The 21,652-nt window shown below is 58.2% G+C and carries 20 protein-coding genes and 1 tRNA gene; 14 read left to right on the plus strand and 7 right to left on the minus strand.

From position 1 onward, the window contains the following. The coding region (locus AC2FJF_RS22740; protein ID WP_496727305.1) for a COG4223 family protein at positions 1 to 1,108 on the plus strand (1,108 nt) is incomplete at its 5' end. A gap of 10 nt (positions 1,109 to 1,118) precedes the next feature. Next, positions 1,119 to 2,633, plus strand: coding sequence for a heme biosynthesis protein HemY (locus tag AC2FJF_RS22745; protein ID WP_496727306.1), 1,515 nt, complete (start codon positions 1,119 to 1,121; stop codon positions 2,631 to 2,633). 4 nt (positions 2,634 to 2,637) lie between these two features. Here the strand turns inward: AC2FJF_RS22745 and AC2FJF_RS22750 are convergent, their stop codons facing one another. The 5 genes from AC2FJF_RS22750 to AC2FJF_RS22770 form a co-directional block, all read right to left on the minus strand. Beyond that, positions 2,638 to 3,417, minus strand: a complete 780-nt coding sequence (locus tag AC2FJF_RS22750; RefSeq protein ID WP_496727307.1) for a citryl-CoA lyase — start codon at positions 3,415 to 3,417, stop codon at positions 2,638 to 2,640. Next, a complete protein-coding gene (locus AC2FJF_RS22755) occupies positions 3,414 to 4,601 on the minus strand; it encodes a CaiB/BaiF CoA transferase family protein (RefSeq protein WP_496727308.1) in 1,188 nt (395 codons plus the stop codon). Before AC2FJF_RS22755 ends, AC2FJF_RS22750 begins: the two co-directional genes overlap by 4 nt. Then, positions 4,591 to 6,102: a tripartite tricarboxylate transporter permease gene (locus AC2FJF_RS22760; RefSeq protein ID WP_058275183.1), complete on the minus strand. Its 1,512-nt coding sequence runs from the start codon at positions 6,100 to 6,102 to the stop codon at positions 4,591 to 4,593. Before AC2FJF_RS22760 ends, AC2FJF_RS22755 begins: the two co-directional genes overlap by 11 nt. 1 nt (position 6,103) lies before the next feature. Next, positions 6,104 to 6,586: a tripartite tricarboxylate transporter TctB family protein gene (locus AC2FJF_RS22765; protein ID WP_496727345.1), complete on the minus strand. Its 483-nt coding sequence runs from the start codon at positions 6,584 to 6,586 to the stop codon at positions 6,104 to 6,106. Positions 6,587 to 6,655: 69 nt separating this feature from the next. Beyond that, positions 6,656 to 7,633 (minus strand): tripartite tricarboxylate transporter substrate binding protein, encoded by a 978-nt coding sequence (locus tag AC2FJF_RS22770; protein WP_496727309.1) that lies wholly within the window; start codon positions 7,631 to 7,633, stop codon positions 6,656 to 6,658. Positions 7,634 to 7,741: 108 nt separating this feature from the next. Between AC2FJF_RS22770 and AC2FJF_RS22775 the strand changes: the two genes are divergently transcribed. From AC2FJF_RS22775 to AC2FJF_RS22825, 11 genes are all read left to right on the plus strand, one after another. After that, a complete protein-coding gene (locus AC2FJF_RS22775; RefSeq protein WP_282154090.1) occupies positions 7,742 to 8,410 on the plus strand; it encodes a response regulator transcription factor in 669 nt (222 codons plus the stop codon). Further along, positions 8,400 to 9,767, plus strand: a complete 1,368-nt coding sequence (locus AC2FJF_RS22780) for a sensor histidine kinase (protein WP_496727310.1) — start codon at positions 8,400 to 8,402, stop codon at positions 9,765 to 9,767. Before AC2FJF_RS22775 ends, AC2FJF_RS22780 begins: the two co-directional genes overlap by 11 nt. After that, the gene (locus AC2FJF_RS22785) at positions 9,746 to 10,750 is read left to right on the plus strand and encodes an ABC transporter substrate-binding protein (protein WP_496727311.1); all 1,005 of its coding nucleotides are present in this window, start codon (positions 9,746 to 9,748) and stop codon (positions 10,748 to 10,750) included. The genes AC2FJF_RS22780 and AC2FJF_RS22785 overlap by 22 nt, the downstream gene beginning before the upstream one ends. Before the next feature lie 142 nt (positions 10,751 to 10,892). Continuing rightward, a complete protein-coding gene (locus tag AC2FJF_RS22790; RefSeq protein ID WP_496727312.1) occupies positions 10,893 to 11,990 on the plus strand; it encodes an MHYT domain-containing protein in 1,098 nt (365 codons plus the stop codon). 139 nt (positions 11,991 to 12,129) lie between these two features. After that, positions 12,130 to 12,963 (plus strand): FAD binding domain-containing protein, encoded by an 834-nt coding sequence (locus AC2FJF_RS22795; protein ID WP_496727313.1) that lies wholly within the window; start codon positions 12,130 to 12,132, stop codon positions 12,961 to 12,963. 14 nt (positions 12,964 to 12,977) lie between these two features. Next, positions 12,978 to 13,472 carry a (2Fe-2S)-binding protein gene (locus tag AC2FJF_RS22800; protein WP_155149197.1) on the plus strand — a complete coding sequence of 165 codons (495 nt, stop codon included), beginning with the start codon at positions 12,978 to 12,980 and terminating at the stop codon, positions 13,470 to 13,472. Continuing rightward, positions 13,469 to 15,886, plus strand: coding sequence for an aerobic carbon-monoxide dehydrogenase large subunit (locus tag AC2FJF_RS22805; protein ID WP_496727314.1), 2,418 nt, complete (start codon positions 13,469 to 13,471; stop codon positions 15,884 to 15,886). The genes AC2FJF_RS22800 and AC2FJF_RS22805 overlap by 4 nt, the downstream gene beginning before the upstream one ends. A 105-nt stretch (positions 15,887 to 15,991) precedes the next feature. Further along, positions 15,992 to 16,858 carry an AAA family ATPase gene (locus tag AC2FJF_RS22810; protein ID WP_496727315.1) on the plus strand — a complete coding sequence of 289 codons (867 nt, stop codon included), beginning with the start codon at positions 15,992 to 15,994 and terminating at the stop codon, positions 16,856 to 16,858. Continuing rightward, complete coding sequence (locus AC2FJF_RS22815) at positions 16,858 to 18,045, plus strand: vWA domain-containing protein (RefSeq protein WP_496727316.1); 1,188 nt, start codon at positions 16,858 to 16,860, stop codon at positions 18,043 to 18,045. The genes AC2FJF_RS22810 and AC2FJF_RS22815 overlap by 1 nt, the downstream gene beginning before the upstream one ends. Before the next feature lie 11 nt (positions 18,046 to 18,056). Next, positions 18,057 to 18,869: an XdhC family protein gene (locus AC2FJF_RS22820; protein ID WP_496727317.1), complete on the plus strand. Its 813-nt coding sequence runs from the start codon at positions 18,057 to 18,059 to the stop codon at positions 18,867 to 18,869. A 106-nt stretch (positions 18,870 to 18,975) separates the two neighbouring features. Beyond that, positions 18,976 to 19,428 (plus strand): SRPBCC family protein, encoded by a 453-nt coding sequence (locus tag AC2FJF_RS22825; protein WP_058279316.1) that lies wholly within the window; start codon positions 18,976 to 18,978, stop codon positions 19,426 to 19,428. 103 nt (positions 19,429 to 19,531) lie between these two features. Here the strand turns inward: AC2FJF_RS22825 and AC2FJF_RS22830 are convergent. Further along, positions 19,532 to 19,618: transfer RNA gene (locus AC2FJF_RS22830), tRNA-Leu, on the minus strand. Between the two features lie 198 nt (positions 19,619 to 19,816). Between AC2FJF_RS22830 and AC2FJF_RS22835 the strand changes: the two genes are divergently transcribed. Beyond that, entirely contained in the window at positions 19,817 to 20,800 is a 984-nt protein-coding gene (locus AC2FJF_RS22835; RefSeq protein ID WP_496727319.1) for a complex I NDUFA9 subunit family protein, read from the plus strand. On the opposite strand, the gene AC2FJF_RS22840 is transcribed toward AC2FJF_RS22835, so the two are convergent. Further along, entirely contained in the window at positions 20,801 to 21,604 is an 804-nt protein-coding gene (locus tag AC2FJF_RS22840) for an undecaprenyl-diphosphate phosphatase (RefSeq protein ID WP_496727321.1), read from the minus strand. Positions 21,605 to 21,652: the final 48 nt, after the last annotated feature.

Genomic DNA, 21,652 nt, shown 5'->3' on the forward strand with positions numbered 1-21,652 from the left:
AGCCGAAGCCGAAGCCGAAGCCGAAGCCGAAGCCGAAGCCGAAGCCGAAGCCGAAGCCGAAGCCGAAGCCGAAGCCGCTGTGGAATTGACCCAGGAAGAGAACTCTGCTCCGCCGGAAGAAGCGCATCGTGAAGAGCCGCAGCAGGAAGAAAAACGCAGTGGATTTGTCCCCGCTTTGCTCGGTGGTGTGATCGCGGCGGGAATTGGATTTGCAGCTGGCAGCGCGGGCTTGTTTGGATCTGGCGATACAGATGCGCTTACCACGCTTGAGGCGAAGCTCAACGATCAGTCCACACAGATCGAGGCACTAACCAAGTCCCTGTCCGACACATCTGGCGTCGACAGCAAGATTGCAGCGCTGACCGATCAGGTGACACCGATCACCTCCGATCTGGATACGCTCAAATCCAGTGTCGATGAGTTGGCGGGCAAGATTGATCCTTTGGCCAGCCGCCTAAGTAAAATTGAAAGCGACGCGCTGACCCAAGGCGCGTCCCCCGAAGCGTCGGCAGCCTTTGAGGCCGAACTGAAGAAATTACAGGACTCACTGGCGGCGCAGCGGGCCGAAGTGGAAAAAATGGTGTCGGACGCACAAACGCTTGAGGCGAAAGCCTCGGCAGAGGCTCTGGCAGCGACCAACGCGGCGATCCTGTCGCGCCTGCATGGTCAACTGGATGCTGGTCAGCCTTACGCAGACCTTGTCGCCGAACTGAAGGCAGGCGGCGTTGATGTGCCTGAGGCGCTATCGGGCCCTGCCGATAAGGGCGTTGCAAGCGTATCGACCTTGCGGGCATCGTTCTCACCTGCTGCGCGAACCGCGTTGGCGGAGGCACGGGATGCGGACAAAGCCACCGGTCTGGTGGCATTCCTGCAGCGACAGACCGGGGCGCGTTCGGTCACCCCACAAGATGGCGATGGCCCGGATGCGATCCTGTCTCGTGCCGAGTCGGCTCTGTCCAGTGGCGACGTCTCAACGGCCCTGACCGAACTTAAATCCCTGCCCGAAGCGGCGCAGGCAGCTATGGCTGATTGGGAGCAGGCAGCACAGGCGCGGGTTTCCGCGGTGGATGCTGCCAATGCGCTTCAGCCTAGCGTGAACTCGAACTGAAGGACCTGCCATGCTGTGGTCACTGTTTAAGATTCTAGTTTTTGTTGCGATTATCGGTCTTCTGGCCGTGGGTGCCGGGCTCCTCATGGAAACCAGCGGTGGTGTACAGATCACAGCTGGCGGGACGGAGTACACTCTGGGGCCGTTGCAATCGGTCATCGCGCTGGGCGTTCTGGTTTTTGCAGTTTGGCTTTTGTTCAAGCTGCTGACCCTGTTGATCGCCACGCTGAAGTTCCTCAACGGGGACGAAACCGCCCTGTCGCGCTATTTCGACCGCAGCCGCGAGCAGCGCGGTTATCAAGCGTTGTCTGATGGGCTGATGGCGCTGGCCTCGGGCGAAGGTCGTGTGGCTTTGAACAAGGCCACCAAGGCGGAGCGGCTTTTGAACAAACCCGAGCTGACCAACCTGCTGGTGGCCCAGGCTGCCGAGATGAACGGCGATACCCAAAAGGCGGCTGACACCTACAAGAAACTGGTGACGGATAATGCAACTCGCTTTGTCGGTGTGCGCGGGATCATGAAGCAGAAACTGGCCGAAGGGGATGACGAAACCGCCCGCAAACTGGCCGAAAAAGCGTTGGCGATGAAACCGCGTCATCTGGAAACACAGGACATTCTGCTGGGTCTGCAGACCAAGGCGCAAGATTGGGCAGGCGCGCGGTCGACACTGACAGCCAAGTTGAAATCCGGCCACCTGCCGCGTGACGTGTTCAAGCGCCGTGATGCTGTGCTGGCCCTGTCCGAGGCCAAGGGGATTCTGGACGAGAACGCCACGGTTGAACAGCAAGAGCGCGCGATTGAGGCGAACCGCCTGTCTCCTGATCTGGTGCCGGCGGCTGCAATGGCAGCGCGCGCCTATATCGAGAAAGGCAAACCGCGCAATGCGACCAAGATCCTGAAAAAAGCGTGGGAGGTGCAGCCGCACCCCGATCTGGCCCATGTCTTTGCCGAGATTGCGCCGGATGAAACGCCACATGAACGGATCAAACGCTTTACCGCGCTAACCCGCATTCACCCTGAGAATATGGAAACCCGTCTGATTTTGGCGGAGCTGAACATCGTGGCCGAAGACTTCCCCGAGGCGCGCCGCGCGCTGGGCGATGTGGTCGAAAAGCAGGCGGATGCGCGCGGTTACACGTTGATGGCCGCTATTGAACGGGGCGAGGGGTCCTCGGACGCAGTGGTACAGGGTTGGCTGGCCAAGGCGCTGACTGCTCCGCGCGGGCCACAATGGGTCTGCGACAATTGTCATGACATTCAGCCCGAGTGGGCTCCGGTCTGTCAGAACTGCAGCAGCTTTGACACGCTAAGCTGGCAAACACCGCAAACGCCGGAAATCGCAAGCGCGACGGGTGTCCATATGCTGCCTCTGATCGTTGGTGCGTTGGAAGACAGCAGCGAGCCGGAAGCTGAGGTCGAGGTTGAAGTGGAAGACGTCGAGGAACCGGTTGATCCCGAGATCATCGAATTGGATGTGGAACCAGTCCGCCCCGACGTCGAACCCGTGGTCGAGAAACAGGCCTGACGCGCTATTCCTCAGGCGAGTTCCTGACATAAGTCCAGCGGTACGTCGGAGGTGTGGGGCCTTTGTTGCGGCCACCTTGCTGCATTTGCTCCCACGCATGTGCCAGTATGCCGACTGACCGGGAGAGGCAAAACAAACCACGCGCAAGCGGTGGTTCGAACCCAAGCTCTGCGTAGATGACAGCCGTGGCCCCGTCGATGTTCATCGGGACGGGTTTGCCTTTGCGACGTGCAAGCTCTGCTTCGATATCCAACGCGATTTTCCGGAAACGTCCGTCACAGGCGCCGCGTTCTACGGCCTCAGCGACCAGAGCCATCAGTCGCGGTGCGCGTGGATCGGTCGGTGTGTGAAACCGGTGGCCGAAACCCGGCAGTATCTTTCCGTGGTCGTCGATCCAGTTGTCAATCGCTGCACCGATCCCGCCCGAGTGGGACCCGACAAAGTGATACAGCTCAACCGCCTGCTCACCGGCGCCGCCGTGGATGTCGCCCAGCATGTTCACCGCGCTGGCCATTGCGTTGTTCAAAGGCAAACCGCAGGTCACTGCCATCCGAGCCGTCGCAATAGAAGGTGCCTGTGGTCCATGATCCACGGCGGCAACCAGGGCCGCTTCGAACAGATCTGCCTGTGCGGGTAACGGGCGGTTGCCGCGAACCAGAAACCAGATCATTTCAGCGAAACTGAGGTTGCCGATCAGGTCCTCGATGGGTTCACCGCGCAGGGCGATGCGTCCGGGTTCCATGTCAATGATAGATGTGCTCCACCAGTCGGAAACATCGCTCATATCACACCATCCTTAGCCAGCTCCTTGATCTCATTCGGTGACAAGCCAAGTTCGGACCAGATTGAATCGTTGTCCGCGCCCAATTCCGGCGGTGAGACTTTCGGCAAATTTCGCTGCCCGTCCATCACCACGGGGCTGCCTGCCAGCTGCATGTCCTCTCCGTGCACGTGCAGAGATCCAATCAGCCCCCGGTTAGAGAGTTGTTCGTCCGCCAACGCCTCGGGGATTGTCAGCACTTGCCCCGTGGGAACGCCCAAGCCATTCAATTCGCTGACCCACTCGCTCGCGGGACGCAATTTCAGGGATTTCTCCAGCTCACCCCGCAAAGCGTGGCGGTTTCGTTTGCGATCTTCGCGTGTTGTATAGTCAGGGTCATCAAACAGGTCCTCGCGGCCAAGATGCCGGGCAAGCGCCTGCCATTGTTCATCGCGATTGGCGGCGATGTTGATCGGGCTGTCGGATGTGGCGAAGGTACCGGACGGTGCCGAGGTTGTGTTTTCATTGCCATGCGCGCCGGGCATCACACCGCCGACAAGGTAGTTGGACACAACCCATCCCATGGTCGAGATCACGGCCTCGGACATGGCAATATCCAGAAACGCGCCACGGGGATTTGCGTTCAATGCGGCACTCACCGCAAAGGCGGCCGTCAGCCCCCCGACCGTATCAGCCAGCGGATAGCCAACGCGGTAGGGCGCGGTGTCTGGTGCGCCGGTGATCGACATGACCCCGCTGATGCCCTGAACGATCTGGTCATAGGCCGGGTCGTCGCGGCGCGGACCGTCCTGCCCGAACCCACTTATTGCGCAATAGATCAAGGCAGGGTTTTCGGTACGAAGAACGTCATACCCCAGACCCAACCGATCCATCACGCCGGGCCGGAAGTTTTCAACCAGAACATCCGCCGTTTTAACAAGCTGCTTTAGCAGAGCCTTGCCCCGACTGGATTTCATATCCAGCGTGACCGATTTCTTCTGCGCGTTCTGCGCCAGAAAACTGATCCCCATACCGGCGTTGTTCCGGTCAGGGTCAGCCCCAAGTACACGCGCCAGATCACCGCTATTGGGGCGTTCGACCTTGATCACCTCGGCCCCCATCAGAGCCAGTTGGTAACAACAATACGGGCCAGCAAGCACGTTTGTCAGATCAAGAACCCGAACACCCCTGAGCGGTTCAGTCCCCATCAGCCACACCAGCGGCCCGTGCCCGTGCACGACGTGCGCGGTAGCTGGGCAGCAGAACCAGCAGAACGGCAATGGCAAGCAGTCCCAAGGTCATCGGACGTTCCCAGATAAACGCGATGCCATCATACAGCTGCATCGAGCGCGAAAAGTTATCCTCCATCATGCCGCCCAAGATGAACCCGATCAGCAGGGGTGCCAGCGGATAGTCAGCGAACTTCAAGGCCGTTGCGCATACGCCGAAACCCACCAGGATCAGCAATTCGGTGGCATTGTTCTGCCCGATATAGGCGCCCATCAGCGTGAAGAACAAAATGAACGGGATCAAATAGTTGCGCGGAACTGCCAGCACTTTGGCGATGTAGGGGATCAGCGGCAGGTTCAGGATCAGCAGGACGAGGTTGCCAATGAACATCGACATGATCACCGCCCAGAAGATCTGAGGTTCATCCAGCATAAGGCGCGGGCCAGGGGTGACGTTCAGGGCAATCAAGGCACCCAGCAGGATCGCGGTCGTTCCGGAACCGGGAATGCCCAGTGTCAGCAGCGGCACGAAAGATCCGGTGCAAGCCGCATTATTCGCCGATTCAGGCGCGGCCAGACCTTTGATCGAGCCTTTGCCGAATTCCTCCTGCTCATCCTTGGGGGCAATGTTCCGTTCCACCGCATAGCCGAGGAAACTGGCAATTGTCGCGCCCGCGCCGGGCAGGACGCCGATAAAGAAGCCCTGCACCGATTGGCGACCGATGACCGGGGTGATGGCCTTCGCCTCGGCCTTGGTAATGCGCAGATCCTTGATCTTGCCGTCATCACCTTTCAGGTCCTTGGGTTTAAGCACCAGGAACAACGCTTCGGGCAGGGCGAACATCGCCATGGCCAGGGTGATGAAGCCAAACCCGGATTGCAGGTCCATGATGCCCATTGTGAAACGCGGAAGATTGAACAGCGCCCCCTCTCCGACGGTGGCCATGATCAATCCCATGGTCGTCATGATGATGGCCTTGGCCACTTGCCCCGAACCGGCAAAGGCTGCGATGGCCGAAAGACCCACCACCATCAATGCGAAATATTCTGCGGAATGGAACAGCAGAGCGACCGAAGACAGTGCCGGAGCAAAGACCATCAGCAAAATTGCCCCTATCGTGCCGCCTGCGAAACTGGCGATTGCCGCGATGGTCAGGGCCTTGCCCGCTTTGCCCTGCCGGGCCATTGGATAGCCATCAAAGCTTGAGGCCACGGTGCCCGCGACCCCCGGCGCATTCAACAGAATGGACGAGGTCGAACCACCAAAGATCGCGCCATAATAAACCCCCGCCAATAGGATCAGTGCGGCGGATGGATCGCCCATCGAGATTGCAACCGGGATCATGATTGCGATGATCGACATTGGGCCCAGACCCGGAAGCATGCCGATAAACGTGCCGATCAGGCATCCGGCTACGACCATCAGCAGGTTTTGAATTGAGAATGCCGTTTGCAGGCCGATCAGAAGTCCTTCTAGCATGTCAGCCTCCGAACACGCCCGGCAGGGGGCGCATATAAATTCCAAGAACTTCCTGAACCAGATACCAGACGGATCCGGTTGCCACGAACGCGACAGGCAGCATGATGTGCCACTTGCGTTCGCCCAGAATGAAGGACCCGAGAATCAGGAAACTGGATGTCGCGATCAGAAAACCGACCGGGCGCAGGCACAGGGCATAGACAACCATCAGCACAAGAAGAGAAATTGCCTGACCCAGGTGATACTCCCCAAGTCTGCGGTAATCGATATCGGCCTCTTTGACTTCGCTCTTTTCCAAGCCAAGCAGGATGATTGAACACGCGACCACGCCCAGAATAGACAGCACCTTTGGAAACGTGCTGGGCCAGATCGGATTTCTTTGCATGAAAGGAGGAAGACTTCCATCCATCGTGAACCAGGCGGTGTACCCATATGTCAGGCAAACACCCAGCAAAATAAGCGCGATCCAGCGATCCAGCGCCATAACGTCCCCTCCCATGTGTCTTGGTTCATTGGGACGGCAGAGCGACCGAACGCTCTGCCGTAGATTGCTTTAGAGGAAGCCCAGCTTCTTCATCAGGTCGCTGATCTGCTGTTCCTGACCTTCCAGAAACGCTTCGAAATCGGCACCCGAGTTGTGGATGTTGACCCAGCCGTTACGGGCACGAACCTCTTCCCATTCGGGCGTATCGTACATCTTGGCGATGGCTTGCTGATAAGCGGCCAGCTTGTCCTCGGGCAGGCCGGGGGCAGCAAAGAATCCACGCCAGTTCACGAAAGTGGTGTCGATGCCCTGTTCTTTCATGGTCTGTGCGTCAGGTGCTGCATCAACGCGTTCCTCTGCGGTCACACCAATGATTTTAACCTCTCCCGCGTTGGCCAGATCGACGGCTTCCGAGAAACCGGTCGACAGTGCGGCGATCTCACCCGACAGCAAGGCAGCCATAGCTTTTCCGCCCGCGTCATAAGGGATGTATTTAACGCCCAGCGCGTCCTTGCCAGCGGCTTCCATAACCATTGCAGCGACCAGATGGTCCATGCCGCCCGGAACCGAGCCGCCACCGATTGCGGTCGCACCCGGATCAGCGTCATAGGCGGCCAGCAGGTCCGCCATCGAGTTGATAGGACTGTCTTTGCCCACAACAATCGCCGCGTAGTCGCCGATTGTGCCTGAAACCAGCGTCAGGTCACGGAAGTTATGTGGGAACACGCCAGTCAGCGAGCGGATCACGATGGGGGTCGAGTTGACCATCAGTGTGCCGTGGTTGCTGTCTGCGTTTTCGATCAGGAAGCCGATGGCCTTGCCACCGCCGCCGCCCGACATGTTTTCGTAGGACGCTGTGCCCACAAGACCTGCATTGGTCAGGGCCTCGCCCGTTCCCCGGGCGGTTCCGTCCCAGCCACCGCCGGCGCCGCCGGGGATCAGAAAGTGGATGCTGTCGACGACTTCTTCGGATGCGGCAGGTCCAACCAGACCGATTGCTGCAACAGCTGCGATCAGGGCCCGACGGCCCAGGTTAAATGTTTTCATTATGTCCTCCCATTTGACAACTGGCCGCTCAGCGGCACAGATTATCCTGCACCTAAACACGCCAACCTGACATCAACCTGTCATGCAAAAAGAAACTGATTTCCGCCCATGAAATTTCTGCTTGTCGAAGACAATCTCGACCTCGCGAACGCGATCAGTTCCCGCATGCAGCTGGATGGTCATGTTGTTGATCACGCAGCAAATTTAGAGGATGCGCGCGCCTTTGTTGCGACCGAAGAATACGACCTTATCCTGCTGGATATCATGTTACCCGATGGGGATGGCCGCGAGTTCCTAAGGCAGCACCGCGCAAGCCGTTTGGACACGCCGGTGATCGTTCTGACCGCGCGCAGTCAGGTTTCGGATCGAATCGGTTCGCTCGATCTGGGGGCGGACGACTACGTCACCAAACCTTTCGATCATGCTGAACTTGAGGCCCGCTGCCGCGCTGTTCTGCGTCGGAAGTCCGGAAGCTCAAAGTCGACGATTGAAGTTGGCGGAATTATCTTTGATCCGGTTGCTGGTCATTTGACCGTCGATGGTGTCACGCTCTCTCTACGAAATCGCGAGTTGAGAATGATCGAGCTGTTCATAAACGCGCCGGGTCAGGTGTTTTCCAAGCAGAAGCTGGCGGACAGGTTGTTTTCTTATGATGACAACGTGTCGGACAACGCGATTGAGGTCTACGTCGGACGCCTGCGCAAGCATCTTGAAAAATCCGGCATGAAAATCACTACGTTGCGCGGGCTGGGATACAGGTTGGATCATGACGACTAGCCCAACCGTTTCGGGATCACTAAGAAATAGGCTGGTGTTGACGCTGATCGGCGGAGCGGCGGTCCTGGCGATCCTCTTGTTCCTGACGGTGCGCAGCTATGCTGCAAAGGTCGCCCAGCAGGGTCAGGACGATATATTGGGGGCGTCCGTCTCTTCGATCCTTGATGCTGCCGCACTCAGGGATGGTCAGCTTGAGGTGGACATCCCCTATGCCGCGTTTTCTATGCTCAGCACGCCGTCGGATGACCGGGTGTTCTATGCCATTTATCAGGATGGAGAATTCCTGTCCGGCTACGATGATCTGAGCCTAACAGATGGCCCGATTGAAGGTAGATGGGCCTTTCAAACCGGCGAGGTGCGCGGCGAACGCATCCGCCAGGTCAGCGCCAGCCGAACGCTTGTCGGGTTGGGCCGCCAGACTGAGATTGAGGTCGCGTTGGGGCAAACACAAGACGCGTTGTCGGATACGCTGGACCAGATTTCACGCAACGCGGCATATTTGGGGATCGGGTTCTTTCTGCTGACCGCCGCGCTATCGTTCTGGGTGACATCCTCAACGATCGGCCAGTTGAACAAACTGACGACCTCGGTCACACGCAGAGGTCCGCAGGATCTAAGTCCGTTCAAAAAACCCGTACCGAAAGAGATGGCACCGCTGGTGACGTCGCTGAACTCGCTCATGGGTCGTCTGGACCAATCGCTTAGCCAATCCGAGGACTTCATCGCCGAAGCCGCACACCGGGTGCGAACGCCGCTTGCGACCGTCAGGTCATATGCCGAAGCAACCCTTCATCGTGTTGAACGCGAAGATAACCGCGAGGCCTTAAAGGCCATGGTGCGGGCCATCGACGAAAGCTCGCGCGCGGCGGGGCAGTTGCTGGATCACGCCATGATAACCTTTCGGGCGGACCATCTGGAGCGGGAAGAGATTGATCTGGTCGTCCTGATCCGCGATCTGGTGCAGCGCATGATCCCGATTGCCGAAATGAAAGAACTGACACTTTCCCTGACGGGTGAGCCGTCAGTTCCCTATTCGGGTGATCCGATTCTGATCCAGAATGCTGTGCGAAATATGGTTGATAACGCGATGAAATACGCGCCATCTGACAGCGCTGTTGAGATCACGATCATCGCGCATCCCGAACCCCAGATACAGGTGCGCGACTCGGGTCCTGGCTTTCCGCCCGATGAAATCGCTACGCTGACGCGCCGGTTCGAACGCGGACAAAACGCGGTTGGGACCATCGGGTCCGGGCTGGGGTTGACGATCGCGCAGGATGTGGCAACGGCGCATGGAGGTTCGTTGATCCTCAAAAACCGATCAAAGGGGGGCGCATGCGTTATCTTATCGCTTTAATATTGTTGGCTGTTCCCTGCTTCGGATGGGCCGACGATTGGGAAGACCGTCTGGTCTTTAATGAAAGCGCCGAAGGACCAAGCCTTCGTGTGATTTCCAGCACCGATACTGTTTTGTTCGCTCCGGTGATCGAGGGTTTTGTCACTGAAAACCCTATGGTTAGTGTCGAATACCTCGTTTCCGGAACCGCTGACATAAACAGGCGGGTCCGCGCAACGCCCGATGCCTTCGACGTGATCATTTCCAGTGCCATGGACCTGCAATTGAAGTTGGCAAATGACGGCTTTGCCCTGCCTATTGACGATGTACAGGTGCCACACTGGGCACAATGGCACCACAGCCTTTTCGCATTCACCTCGGAACCCGCGACAATCGTGATCAACCGAGCTGCGTTTGAAGGGCAGCCTATCCCCCAAACCCGGCAAGGTCTGATCGAGGCCTTGCGCAAACGACCCGAAGAATTTCGCGGCAAGGTCGGCACCTATGACGTGCGCCAGTCTGGTTTGGGATATCTGTTTGCAACCCAGGATGCGCGCGCGTCTGAGACGTATTGGCGCTTGATGGAGGTTATGGGCGGCCTGGATGTGCGGCTTTATTGCTGTTCGGGCGAAATGATCAATGACCTAGCGGATGGCTCGATCCTGGTTGCTTACAATGTTCTGGGCAGTTACGCCGCCGTCCGCACCGAGGGCAAAGACGCACTTGAGGTCGTGTTACCGTCTGATTTTCAAACAATTATGATGCGCACGGCAATGGTTTCGAATGCCACCCCAGAACCCAAAGCTGCGGAGATGCTGTTACGTTACCTCGTAACTGAGCGACCAGCCGTGGTCGAAGGGGCCAGCCCGCTTCCTCTTTTGCAGCCAGGCGATGGTTCTGACGGGCGCGAGACAATCGGACTTGATCCCGCGTTACTGACCTTTCTTGACGGGTTGAAACGAACAAAGTTTCTTTCTGCATGGGAAGATGCCGTTATTCAGTAATAAGACCGCCACCTAAGCCCGACGGGTCGGTAAAAACTGAAACCGGCACCGATGCTGTTGGAATTCCTTTCCAACATCAATTGTCGCAATCAATTCCGTTTGCTAACGTCACCCACGCGTCGGGGAGGGCGTGTAAATCCAAATGTTGGACTATTCTCATAACGCTTGGCTTGTGGCGGCGTCTCTGGCTGTTGCGATGATGGCTGGATTCACAGGGCTTTATCTGACGCATGGGGCCTCAAAACTCGACGATCAGAAACGCAAACTGGTCGTGGCGTTGGCTGCGATCATTCTGGGCGGTGGCATCTGGTCGATGCATTTCGTGGCCATGCTGGGCCTGCAACTGCCGATCCTGTTTTACTACGATGCTTTGATCACCCTGATCTCAGCCCTGGTCGCGATCCTGATGGTTGGCCTTGCGCTGCTGATCCTGCATTTCCGTCCCCGCACAATGGGAACAATTGTTGGTGCGGGCGTGATCGTGGGTCTGGGGATTGTTGTCATGCACTACGTCGGCATGGCCGGGATGGAGCTGTGCCGCCCCGTTTACAATGTTTGGGACGTGGTGATTTCGACCCTAGCCTCGGTCGTTCTGTCGGTGCTGGCAATCTGGGCGGCCTATGACAACCGAACGCAACGCAATATTCTGCTGGGAACGGTGTGTTTCGGGTTGGCGGTCTTCACCATGCATTTCGTCGCCACCGGCCTGACTGACTTTGTCGCAAGCGATACCGCCGGTCGCGCCGGACCCGCGCTAAACAATCAGGTGCTGGCGATGGGGGTCACGGTTTCCGTGTTCCTGATCTGTGGTGCATTCCTGCTAACGGGCATCACCTTCATCGAACCTGCGGCAGCAGACGTATTGCCCAGCGCGCCAGCACCTGCCCCGGAACCAGAGCCCACATTGCGGGCCGGGGTTCCGTTTGAGCGGGAAGGACAAACCTTTTTCGCCCAGCCTTCCAATATCGCCGCCATCCGGGCCGAAGGACACTATACCGTTCTCTACATGAACGCCGAGAAACTGTTCTGCCCGTGGTCTATTACCGAAGCTGAATCGCGCCTGGTGCCTGACGGGTTTTTGCGGGCTCATCGCAGTTATCTGGTGAACCCTAAACATGTCTCGCGGTTTGAAAGACACAAGGACAACGGCACTTGTTACTTCGACGGGGTCGATGCGTTGACCAAGGTGCCGGTCAGCAGATCACGTCTGACAGACATACGCGAAGCGCTGGGCCTGTAGTCGCAGTTCGTGCAGCCCATTCGCATTTGGTGAAACAAGCTGCGCGCCCCGTTTTCACTGGCTGGAATGGCCAAGCTTACCGTACTTTTCTTACCGCAGGTCCCCCAAGGCACAACGTCCGGACCCAGGGAGGAAAAACATGATACCAGCCGGTTTTGAGTATCACCGGCCAGGCGATATCGCCTCGGCCATTGGCATTTTGCAGGAACATGGAGACGAGGCGCGCGTGATCGCAGGCGGGCACAGCCTGATTCCGATGATGAAGTTGCGCATGGCTGAGATGGGCCATCTGGTTGATCTGCAAGCCATTGATGAGCTGAAGGGCATCGAGGTCGGTTCTGACACTGTCACACTCGGCGCGATGGTAACCCAGCATGAACTTATCACGCATGACGGTCTGGCCTCAGCCGTTCCGTTGATCCGCGAGGCGGCCTTGCAGATCGCGGACCCTCAAGTGCGCTATGTTGGCACTGTTGGTGGGAACGTCGCCAATGGCGACCCGGGCAATGATATGCCGGGCCTGATGCAATGCCTGAACGCCACGTTTGAACTATCGGGTCCTGACGGCACCCGCAGTGTGGCAGCACGGGATTTTTATGAGGCCGCGTACTTCACTGCGCGTGAGGATGAGGAAATCCTGACGCGGATTTCGATCCCCGTGCCGGGCGCCGGGGTGGGTCAGGCGTACGAAAAGCAGAAACGTAAGATCGGCGATTACGCGACAGCCGCGGCTGCGGTGATGGTTGGCAACGGTCAGGCCTCGGTCGCGATGACCAACCTTGCGGACACGCCCGTCTGGTCCGAAAGCGCAAGCAATGCGCTGGCCGACGGAGACGTCAGCGGCTGCGTCGCCGCGATGCTCGAAGCAATCGACCCGGTGGCCGACAATCGCGGCCCAGTCGAATTCAAAAAACACGTGGCCGCCGTGATGCTGCGCCGTGCCATCGACCGTGCGCAAAGCCGCGCGAGTTGAGGGGAGGAACAACCATGTCAAAAATGCACGTAAAACTAACAGTGAACGGCAAACAGGTCGAAGGTCTGGCCGAGCCGCGCACGCTGCTAATCCACTTCCTGCGGGAAGATCTGAAAATCACCGGTCCTCATATCGGTTGCGAGACCAGTCATTGCGGCGCCTGCACCGTGGATATCGATGGCAAGTCCGTCAAATCCTGCACGACATTCGTGGCACAGGTGAACGGCGCCGATGTCACCACTGTTGAAGGGCTGACCAATGACGATGGAAGCCTTGGGGTTCTGCAAGAGATGTTCCGCGAACATCACGGGCTCCAATGCGGCTTCTGCACGCCGGGCATGATCACCCGTGCGCACAGATTGTTGCAGGAAAACCCGAACCCGACCGAAGAGGAAATCCGCTTTGGTATGGCGGGCAACCTGTGCCGCTGCACCGGGTATCAGAACATCGTCAAGGCGATCTCGGCCTCGGCTGACATGCTGAACGCTCAGAAGGAGGCCGCGGAATGAACGATCAAACCATGACCCCCGAAGAACGCGTCGCCAATCTCAAAGGGATGGGCAGTTCGCGCAAACGCGTCGAAGATGTGCGCTTTACCCAGGGCAAGGGCAATTATGTCGATGACATCAAGATGGACGGGATGCTGTTTGGCGCCTTTGTCCGCTCTCCCTATGCCCATGCCCGCGTCGTCAGCGTGAACAAAGAGGCTGCGCTGGCGATACCTGGCGTTGTTGCTGTGTTGACTGCCGAAGACCTCGCGCCGTTGGGTCTGCACTGGATGCCGACGCTGGCGGGCGACATGCAAATGGTGCTGGCCGATGGCAAGGTTCTGTTCCAGGGCCAGGAAGTTGCCTATGTCGTCGCTGAAAATCGCTATATCGCGGCGGATGCAGCCGAGCTGGTCGAGGTTGACTATGAAGAGCTGCCCGTTCTGACCGACCCGTTCGAGGCGCTAAAATCAGATGTCGTCCTGCGCGAAGACCTTGCGGGTCAGACAGAGGGCGCACATGGGCCGCGAAAGCACCACAACCACATCTTCACTTGGGAACAGGGCGACAAGGACGCGACCGAAGCGGTTCTGGGTGAGGCCGATGTCGTGGCCGAAGAGATGGTCTATTACCACCGCACGCATCCTTGCCCGTTGGAGACCTGCGGCTGTGTCGCGTCGATGGATAAGGTGACCGGCAAGCTGACGCTCTATGGCACCTTCCAGGCCCCTCACGCGATCCGGACTGTTGTGTCGCTAATCTCGGGTCTGGCCGAGCACAATATCCGGGTTATCAGCCCTGATATTGGCGGTGGCTTTGGCAATAAGGTTGGCGCCTATGCGGGCTATGTCTGCTCGGTTGTCGCCTCGATTGTCACCGGGCAGCCGGTGAAATGGGTCGAGAACCGGATGGAAAATCTGATGTCCACCGCGTTTGCGCGGGACTACTGGATGCAGGGCAAGATCGCGGCAACCAAGGATGGCAAAATCACTGGCCTCTGGTGTCATACCACGGCGGATCATGGTGGATTTGACGCCTGTGCGGACCCAACCAAGTTTCCAGCAGGGTTCATGAACATCTGCACCGGGTCGTATGACATTCCCACCGCTTATCTGGCTGTGGATGGGGTTTACACCAACAAGGCACCGGGCGGTGTCGCCTATCGTTGCTCGTTCCGGGTGACCGAGGCTGCTTATTTCATCGAACGTATGATCGAGGTTCTGGCCATAAAGCTGAACATGGACGCGGCTGAGCTGCGCCGGATCAACTTTATCCGCAAAGATCAGTTCCCGTATCAATCGGCGCTGGGTTGGGAATATGACTCGGGCGACTATCACACCGCTTGGGACAAGGCACTGAAGGCCGTCGATTATGACGGCTTGCGCGCAGAACAGGCGCAACGGATCGAGGATTTTAAGGCTGGTAAGACTCGCAAACTGCTGGGCATCGGCCTGACGCATTTCACCGAAATCGTCGGGGCCGGACCGGTGAAGAACTGTGATATCCTCGGGCTGGGCATGTTCGACTCGTGCGAAATCCGGATTCACCCGACGGGTTCCGCCATCGCGCGGCTGGGGACAATCAGCCAGGGTCAGGGCCACGCCACGACCTTTGCCCAGATCATCGCCAGTGAGATCGGCCTGCCAGCCGATGACATCACGCTGGAGGAAGGCGACACCGACACCGCGCCTTATGGCCTTGGGACCTACGGGTCTCGGTCCACACCGGTTGCCGGTGCTGCGACAGCCATGGCCGCGCGCAAAATCCGCGCCAAGGCGCAGATGATCGCGGCCTATCTGCTCGAGGTGCATGACAATGATGTCGAATGGGATGTCGATCGGTTTGCCGTCAAAGGCGCGCCTGAGCGGTTCAAGACCATGAAAGAGATCGCTTTTGCCGCTTACAACCAGGCTATTCCGGGGCTGGAACCCGGTCTGGAGGCCGTCAGCTACTATGACCCCCCAAATATGACTTACCCTTTCGGGGCCTATATCTGTGTCATGGAGATCGACGTGGATACTGGGGAATGGGATGTTCGGCAGTTCTATGCGCTGGACGATTGCGGCACGCGGATCAACCCGATGATCATCGAAGGGCAGGTCCATGGCGGTGTGACCGAAGCGCTGGCCATCGCGATGGGGCAGGAGATTGCCTATGACGAGATGGGCAACGTCAAGACCGCGACGCTGATGGACTTCTTCCTGCCTACGGCATGGGAGACGCCGAACTACACCACCGATCACACGGTCACGCCATCTCCGCACCACCCGATCGGTGCCAAGGGCGTGGGCGAGAGTCCGAATGTCGGCGGCGTGCCTGCGTTCTCGAACGCGGTGCATGATGCGTTCCGGCCCTTTGGGTTGGTGCAAAGCCATATGCCGCATGATCATTGGCGGATCTGGAAGATCGCCAACGGGTTGGGGATGCACGGGTAAACGGTTTCGAACCGGCTGTTGCCGGCCCGACCGAACGGAGGGGGTAGAACCCCCTCCTAACCTCCCCCGGGATATTTTTGGCCAGATGAAGATTGGATCCTGGTTTTGACTTTGAGTGATGTTCAGAACGGATTGGCCGCGCAGGGCTATGTTTCCGATGACCGGTTGGCGATGGCGCTGCATTTGGCACAGCAACTTGGGCGGCCATTGTTGTTGGAAGGTCCTGCTGGCGTTGGAAAGACCGAAGTGGCAAAGGCCCTGGCCGCGTGGCAGGACGCCCGGCTGATCCGGCTGCAATGTTATGAAGGGCTCGATGCCAGTCATGCCATTTATGAATGGAACTATCAGCGTCAGCTTCTGGCGATCCGAGCGAGCGAGGCACAGGGTGGAACGAGCGAAGCACAGCTTTTCTCAGATGAATATCTGCTGAAACGTCCCCTGTTAGAGGCCATTTCGCAAGATGCCCCTCCGGTTTTGCTAATTGATGAAATTGACCGGGCCGACGAAGAGTTCGAGGCGTATTTGTTGGAAATCCTCTCGGACTTCCAAATCACAATTCCCGAACTGGGCACGATCCCGGCGCGTACAAAGCCGACCGTTATTCTGACGGCGAATGGCACGCGGGACTTGTCCGATGCACTGCGCCGCCGGTGCCTGTACAGTTTCCTTGACTACCCGTCGCGTGAAACCGAAATAGCAATCTTGACAGCCCGCATGCCCCAGGTTGAAGGGCAGTTGGCACGCCAGATTGTTGGCGTCGTGCAGGCTTTGCGCAAAGAAGACTTGGAGAAGACTCCCGGCATTGCCGAGATGCTGGACTGGGCGGCAGCCCTTTCAGGAATGGGTGTTAACGACATGGCGAAGTCCCGCGAAGAGGTTCAGGCGACTCTTGTCTGTCTTCTGAAAACCGCAGCCGATTATGACGCGGCCCCGCCTGAAGTGATGGATCGCCTGATTGGAAAGGTGGCGTGATGCAGGTCACACGCTTCCCCTCTCGCGCGTCTGGTTTGGCGGATCGCATGTCCGGCTTCATCGCGCATTTGCGTATGAACGGGATGCGCGTCGGACCGGCAGAGACCGGGGATGCGTTGGCGGTTCTGGCGGCAGTTGAGGCAACGGATTTGCCGCAGGCCAGGCAAGCGCTGTGTGTATTGCTGGCCGGTGACGCGGAAGACTGGCGACGGTTTGACGATCTTTTCGATGCATATTGGCTAAATGCCGGGAAACAACGGACCGGAATGGCGCAAACCACGCATGTTCGGGTGCAATCCGCCAAGCCGATGATCTGGCAGCAAGAAAGCCGAGACATTCAGGAGGCCGGATCCGCGCCGGATCAGGACGTAACCCCTGATCCTGGCGACGGGGAGGCCGTGGGGAGAGACGGGAAACTGATTGCGACCCGTACGGCCAACCTGTCGCGTCGGGATTTGCGTGAGCTGATGGATGAAGACGCGCTGAAGCAGGCCGAACAGGCCGCAACTGCTCTGGCGCGCGCCATCCGCGACCGCCGCTCGCGCCGGCGGAAAAAAGCGCTAAGGGGGCCTGCTCTGGACATGCGTCGCATACAGCGCGCCAGCCTTGCACGAGGCGGCGAGCCGATGGACCTGTATCGTCGCGCCCGCCCACCGCGTCCGATGCGGATCGTTGCACTGTGCGATGTAAGCGGTTCGATGACGGTATATTCGCGGGTTTTTCTGGCCTTCCTCAAGGGTCTGATCGGCAGTGGAACAGAGGCGGACGCGTATCTGTTCCATACGCGCTTGATGCGCGTCACGGATGCGTTGCGCGACCACGATTCGCTGCGCGCAGCAGGGCGGCTGTCGCTGATGGCCGAAGGGTTTGGCGGAGGCACGGATATCTCAGGCAGTCTTGAGCATTTTCTAAATGGATATGGCGCGCGCGCACTGAACGGTCGGACCATCGTACTGATCCTGTCTGACGGGTATTGCAGCTCGGACCCGCAAGCGTTGGGCGATGTATTGGCCCGGATTCGACGCAAGGCGCGACGGATCGTCTGGCTGAACCCGCTGAAGGGTTGGCGCGACTACCAGCCCATTGCCGCCGCAATGCAGGCAGCTGAGCCGTATCTGGACGCGCACCGGCCCGCAAACACGCTTGATGCGCTGGCGGCGCTGGAGCCGCAATTCCGTAAGCTGTGAATGGAGCCCACATGGCAAGCTTCGACATATTCGACACGATTGAGCAGCTGCGCACAACTGATGAAGCCTTTTGCGTGGCCACGGTGTTGCGGACTGCGGATGCAACTTCGGCGAAAGCCGGGGGCAAGGCTGCGATTACAAAAGATGGACGGATCCTGGGCCATTTGGGCGGGGGCTGCGTTCAACGTGCGGTTCGATCCTCGGCCCAGCAGGCGTTGGCCAGTGGTGCGCCGCAAATGATCCGGGTCAAACCTTCGGAAAAGGTGGTGAACATGACCGATCCTGACGGTGTTCAGACGTTCAAAAGCGGATGCCCTTCGGGTGGCACAGTCGATCTGCTTGTCGAGCCGTATCAGCATGCACCGCGTCTGGTGATATTTGGCGAGTCGCCGATTGCAACTGCGCTGGCGGCACATGGGGCGCTGGCCGGCTTCCGGGTTGTTCTAAGCGAAGCGGCCGAAACAGACGGAGATTTCCGGCGATTCAACGTGGAATCAACCGAAGGTATTGGAATCGAGCCACAGGACTTCGTTGTTGTTGCCTCGCAAGGAAAGGGGGATGCTGCCGCCTTAGCCGCTGCCCTGCGAACGGATGCCAAACGCGTTTCGATGGTTGCAAGCCACCGCAAGGCCGAAACGCTGGTGGCCAAACTGATAGCACAGGGGATGGACCCGATAAGAGCGGGGCGGCTTAAATCTCCTGCAGGTCTGAACATTCACGCAATCGACCCGCATGAGATCGCCGTGTCGATTCTGGCCGAAATTGTGCTTTGGCGAAACAGTGACAAATCCAAAACGGAGTCCCATGATGAGAAACGTGCTTAAACGCCTGAGGTTCCTGTGGCCCGCGCGTCCCGAACAAACTCCGGAAGAGGCGACAGAGACCGCGCTTCTGGTTTATCCAAGATGCTGTTGAACAAAGGAAAGTTGAATGGAACTGAGTGACGAAGTCCGCATCTCTGCGCCGCGGGATGTTGTATACAAGGCTCTGAATAATCCCGAAATCCTGCAGGAATGCATCCCAGGGTGCGAAGAGCTGATCCAAAATTCACCCGAAGATCTGGAGGCCAAGGTGGTCTTGAAAATCGGCCCCGTCAAAGCCCGGTTTGCGGGCGCTGTGACGCTGGACACTGCCAATGCACCGGACGAGTTTTCCTTGACCGGGGAAGGCAAGGGCGGTGCCGCCGGATTTGCCAAGGGTGGCGCAGACGTGACGCTGACTGAAGATGGGGACGAAACCGTTCTGGCTTATACAGCCAAGGTCGAGGTTGGTGGAAAAATCGCCCAACTGGGCAGCCGCCTAATCGCTGGTACGGCGAAAAAGCTGTCGGGCAAATTTTTTACCCGGTTTGGCGAAGTTGTTTCAGAACAATCCGTCACTTAAGGCGCGTGACAGGGCCGGTGAATGGACCGGCCCGCGTCAGATCACATCCCACGGAAACTCAATTCCGGTAAGAGAATATCAGTGGTTTGATTTTAAGGGGATTTGGTGCCCAGGAGAGGACTCGAACCTCCACGTCCATACGGACACTAGCACCTGAAGCTAGCGCGTCTACCAATTCCGCCACCTGGGCAGGTGTCGTGGAGGGGCGTTTAAGCCCACTGGCTGGAAGGGTCAACCAGATTCGGGAAGATTTTTGAAAGTTTTTTCCTCGCATCCAAATTCAGCTTGAATTGGTTGGTTTTTTCGCTGGTGCGCGGCGTTATTGCGCCTTGTTTGAAAAGGCTCAGAGAGCTACATCGAAAGAGGACCCACAAGCAGGAGCCCTCTCATGTCTAAAATGGTCACGATTTATGGCGGATCGGGATTTGTCGGTCGGTATATTACGCGGCGCATGGCGAATGAAGGGTGGCGTGTCCGGGTGGCGGTGCGGCGTCCGAATGAGGCGATGTTCGTCAGGCCCTACGGTGTGGTCGGCCAGGTCGAACCCATTTTGTGCAACATCCGTGATGATGCCTCGGTCGCTGCTGCAATGCACGGGGCAGACGCGGTGGTAAATTGCGTCGGCGTGCTGAACGAGCTGGGCAAGAACGCCTTTGACGCCGTGCAGGCCGATGGGGCCGAGCGGATCGCGCGTTTGGCGGCCGAACAGGGTATTTCTCGGATGGTGCATATCTCAGCCATCGGAGCGGACGCCGAGTCCGACAGTCATTATTCGCGAACCAAGGCACATGGTGAGGCCGGTGTGCTGACCCATATGCCAGATGCAATCATCCTGCGGCCGTCTGTAATTTTCGGGACCGAGGACCAGTTCTTCAACCGGTTTGCCGGGATGACCCGGATGGGACCTTTCCTGCCGCTGGTCGGAGCTGAAACCAAGTTCCAGCCGGTCTATGTGGATGACGTGGCCAAGGCAGCCGTTCAGGGTGTTTTGGGTCACGCTGAGCCCGGTGTGTACGAATTGGGCGGGCCGGAGGTAAAAACCTTTCGCGCGTTGATGCAGCAGATGCTTGATGTGATTTACCGACGCCGAGTGATCATCGGAATGCCCTTCTTTGTGGCCCGCATAATGGCTGGCGTGTTGGACATTGTTAAATTCGCCAGCTTCCAGTTGTTCCCGAACCACATCCTGACGCGCGATCAGCTGAAAAACCTGCGCCGCGACAATATTGTGTCCGACGGGGCCAAAGGATTTACCGATCTTGGGATCGAGCCAGCGACACTGGAATCCGTACTGCCAGATTACCTGTGGAAGTTCCGTCCCTCGGGTCAGTACGACGACATCCAGAACTCGGCCAACAATCTGCGGACCTGATCAGCTATAGGCGATTGCAAGCAGGATGGCACCCAGGATCACGCGGTAGATCACATAAGGTGTAAAGCTGACACTGCGCAGCAGGCGCATCATCAGGGTCAGAGCCAGCAGAGCTGAGATAAAAGCAAAGAAGGCCGCGATTGCCCCGTCTCGGGCCAATTGGGCGTCTGCTTCGCGGATCACGTCAACCGACAACAAAACGCCTGAGGCAAGAATGGTCGGGATCGACATCAACATCGCGATCCGCGCGCCATCCTCTCGCGTATAGCCCAGTTGGCGCGCGCCGGTGATCGTAATGCCCGATCGGGATGTTCCCGGTATCAGGGCGAGAACCTGCCACAGCCCCATGATCAACGCATCGCGCAGACCCCATTCGCTTGCTTCTTTGGTCTGCGGCCCTTTTTGATCGGCCCAATACAGAACGAGGCCAAAAACCAGCATGGTCCAGCCAATGACCGCCATTGACCGAAACGCCTCGATCAGGCCGGTTTTGAACAGAATAGCCCCGACAATCACGGTGGGAATCGTGGCGACTATCAGACCCATGGCCAGCTGCGCCTGTGGTGTGTCGGCCCGTCCGGTCAACGCCTGCGGCAGTCCGGAGACCGCCTGTTTCACATCGGACCAGAAATACAGAATCACAGCGCCCAAAGTGCCCACATGCACGGCCACGTCGATGGCCAGGCCTTGATCGTCCAGTCCGGTCAGGCTGGGTAGCAGTATCAAATGACCAGATGAAGAGATCGGCAAAAACTCAGTGATACCCTGAATAATCGCCGCGAGAATCAATTGAAAAAGACCCATCTGCCCCGCCGTGTTGTGGTCACGTCTTTGTTTGCCCAATGGGTATAA

It is taken from the genome of Ruegeria sp. CDSB013 (assembly GCF_059611165.1).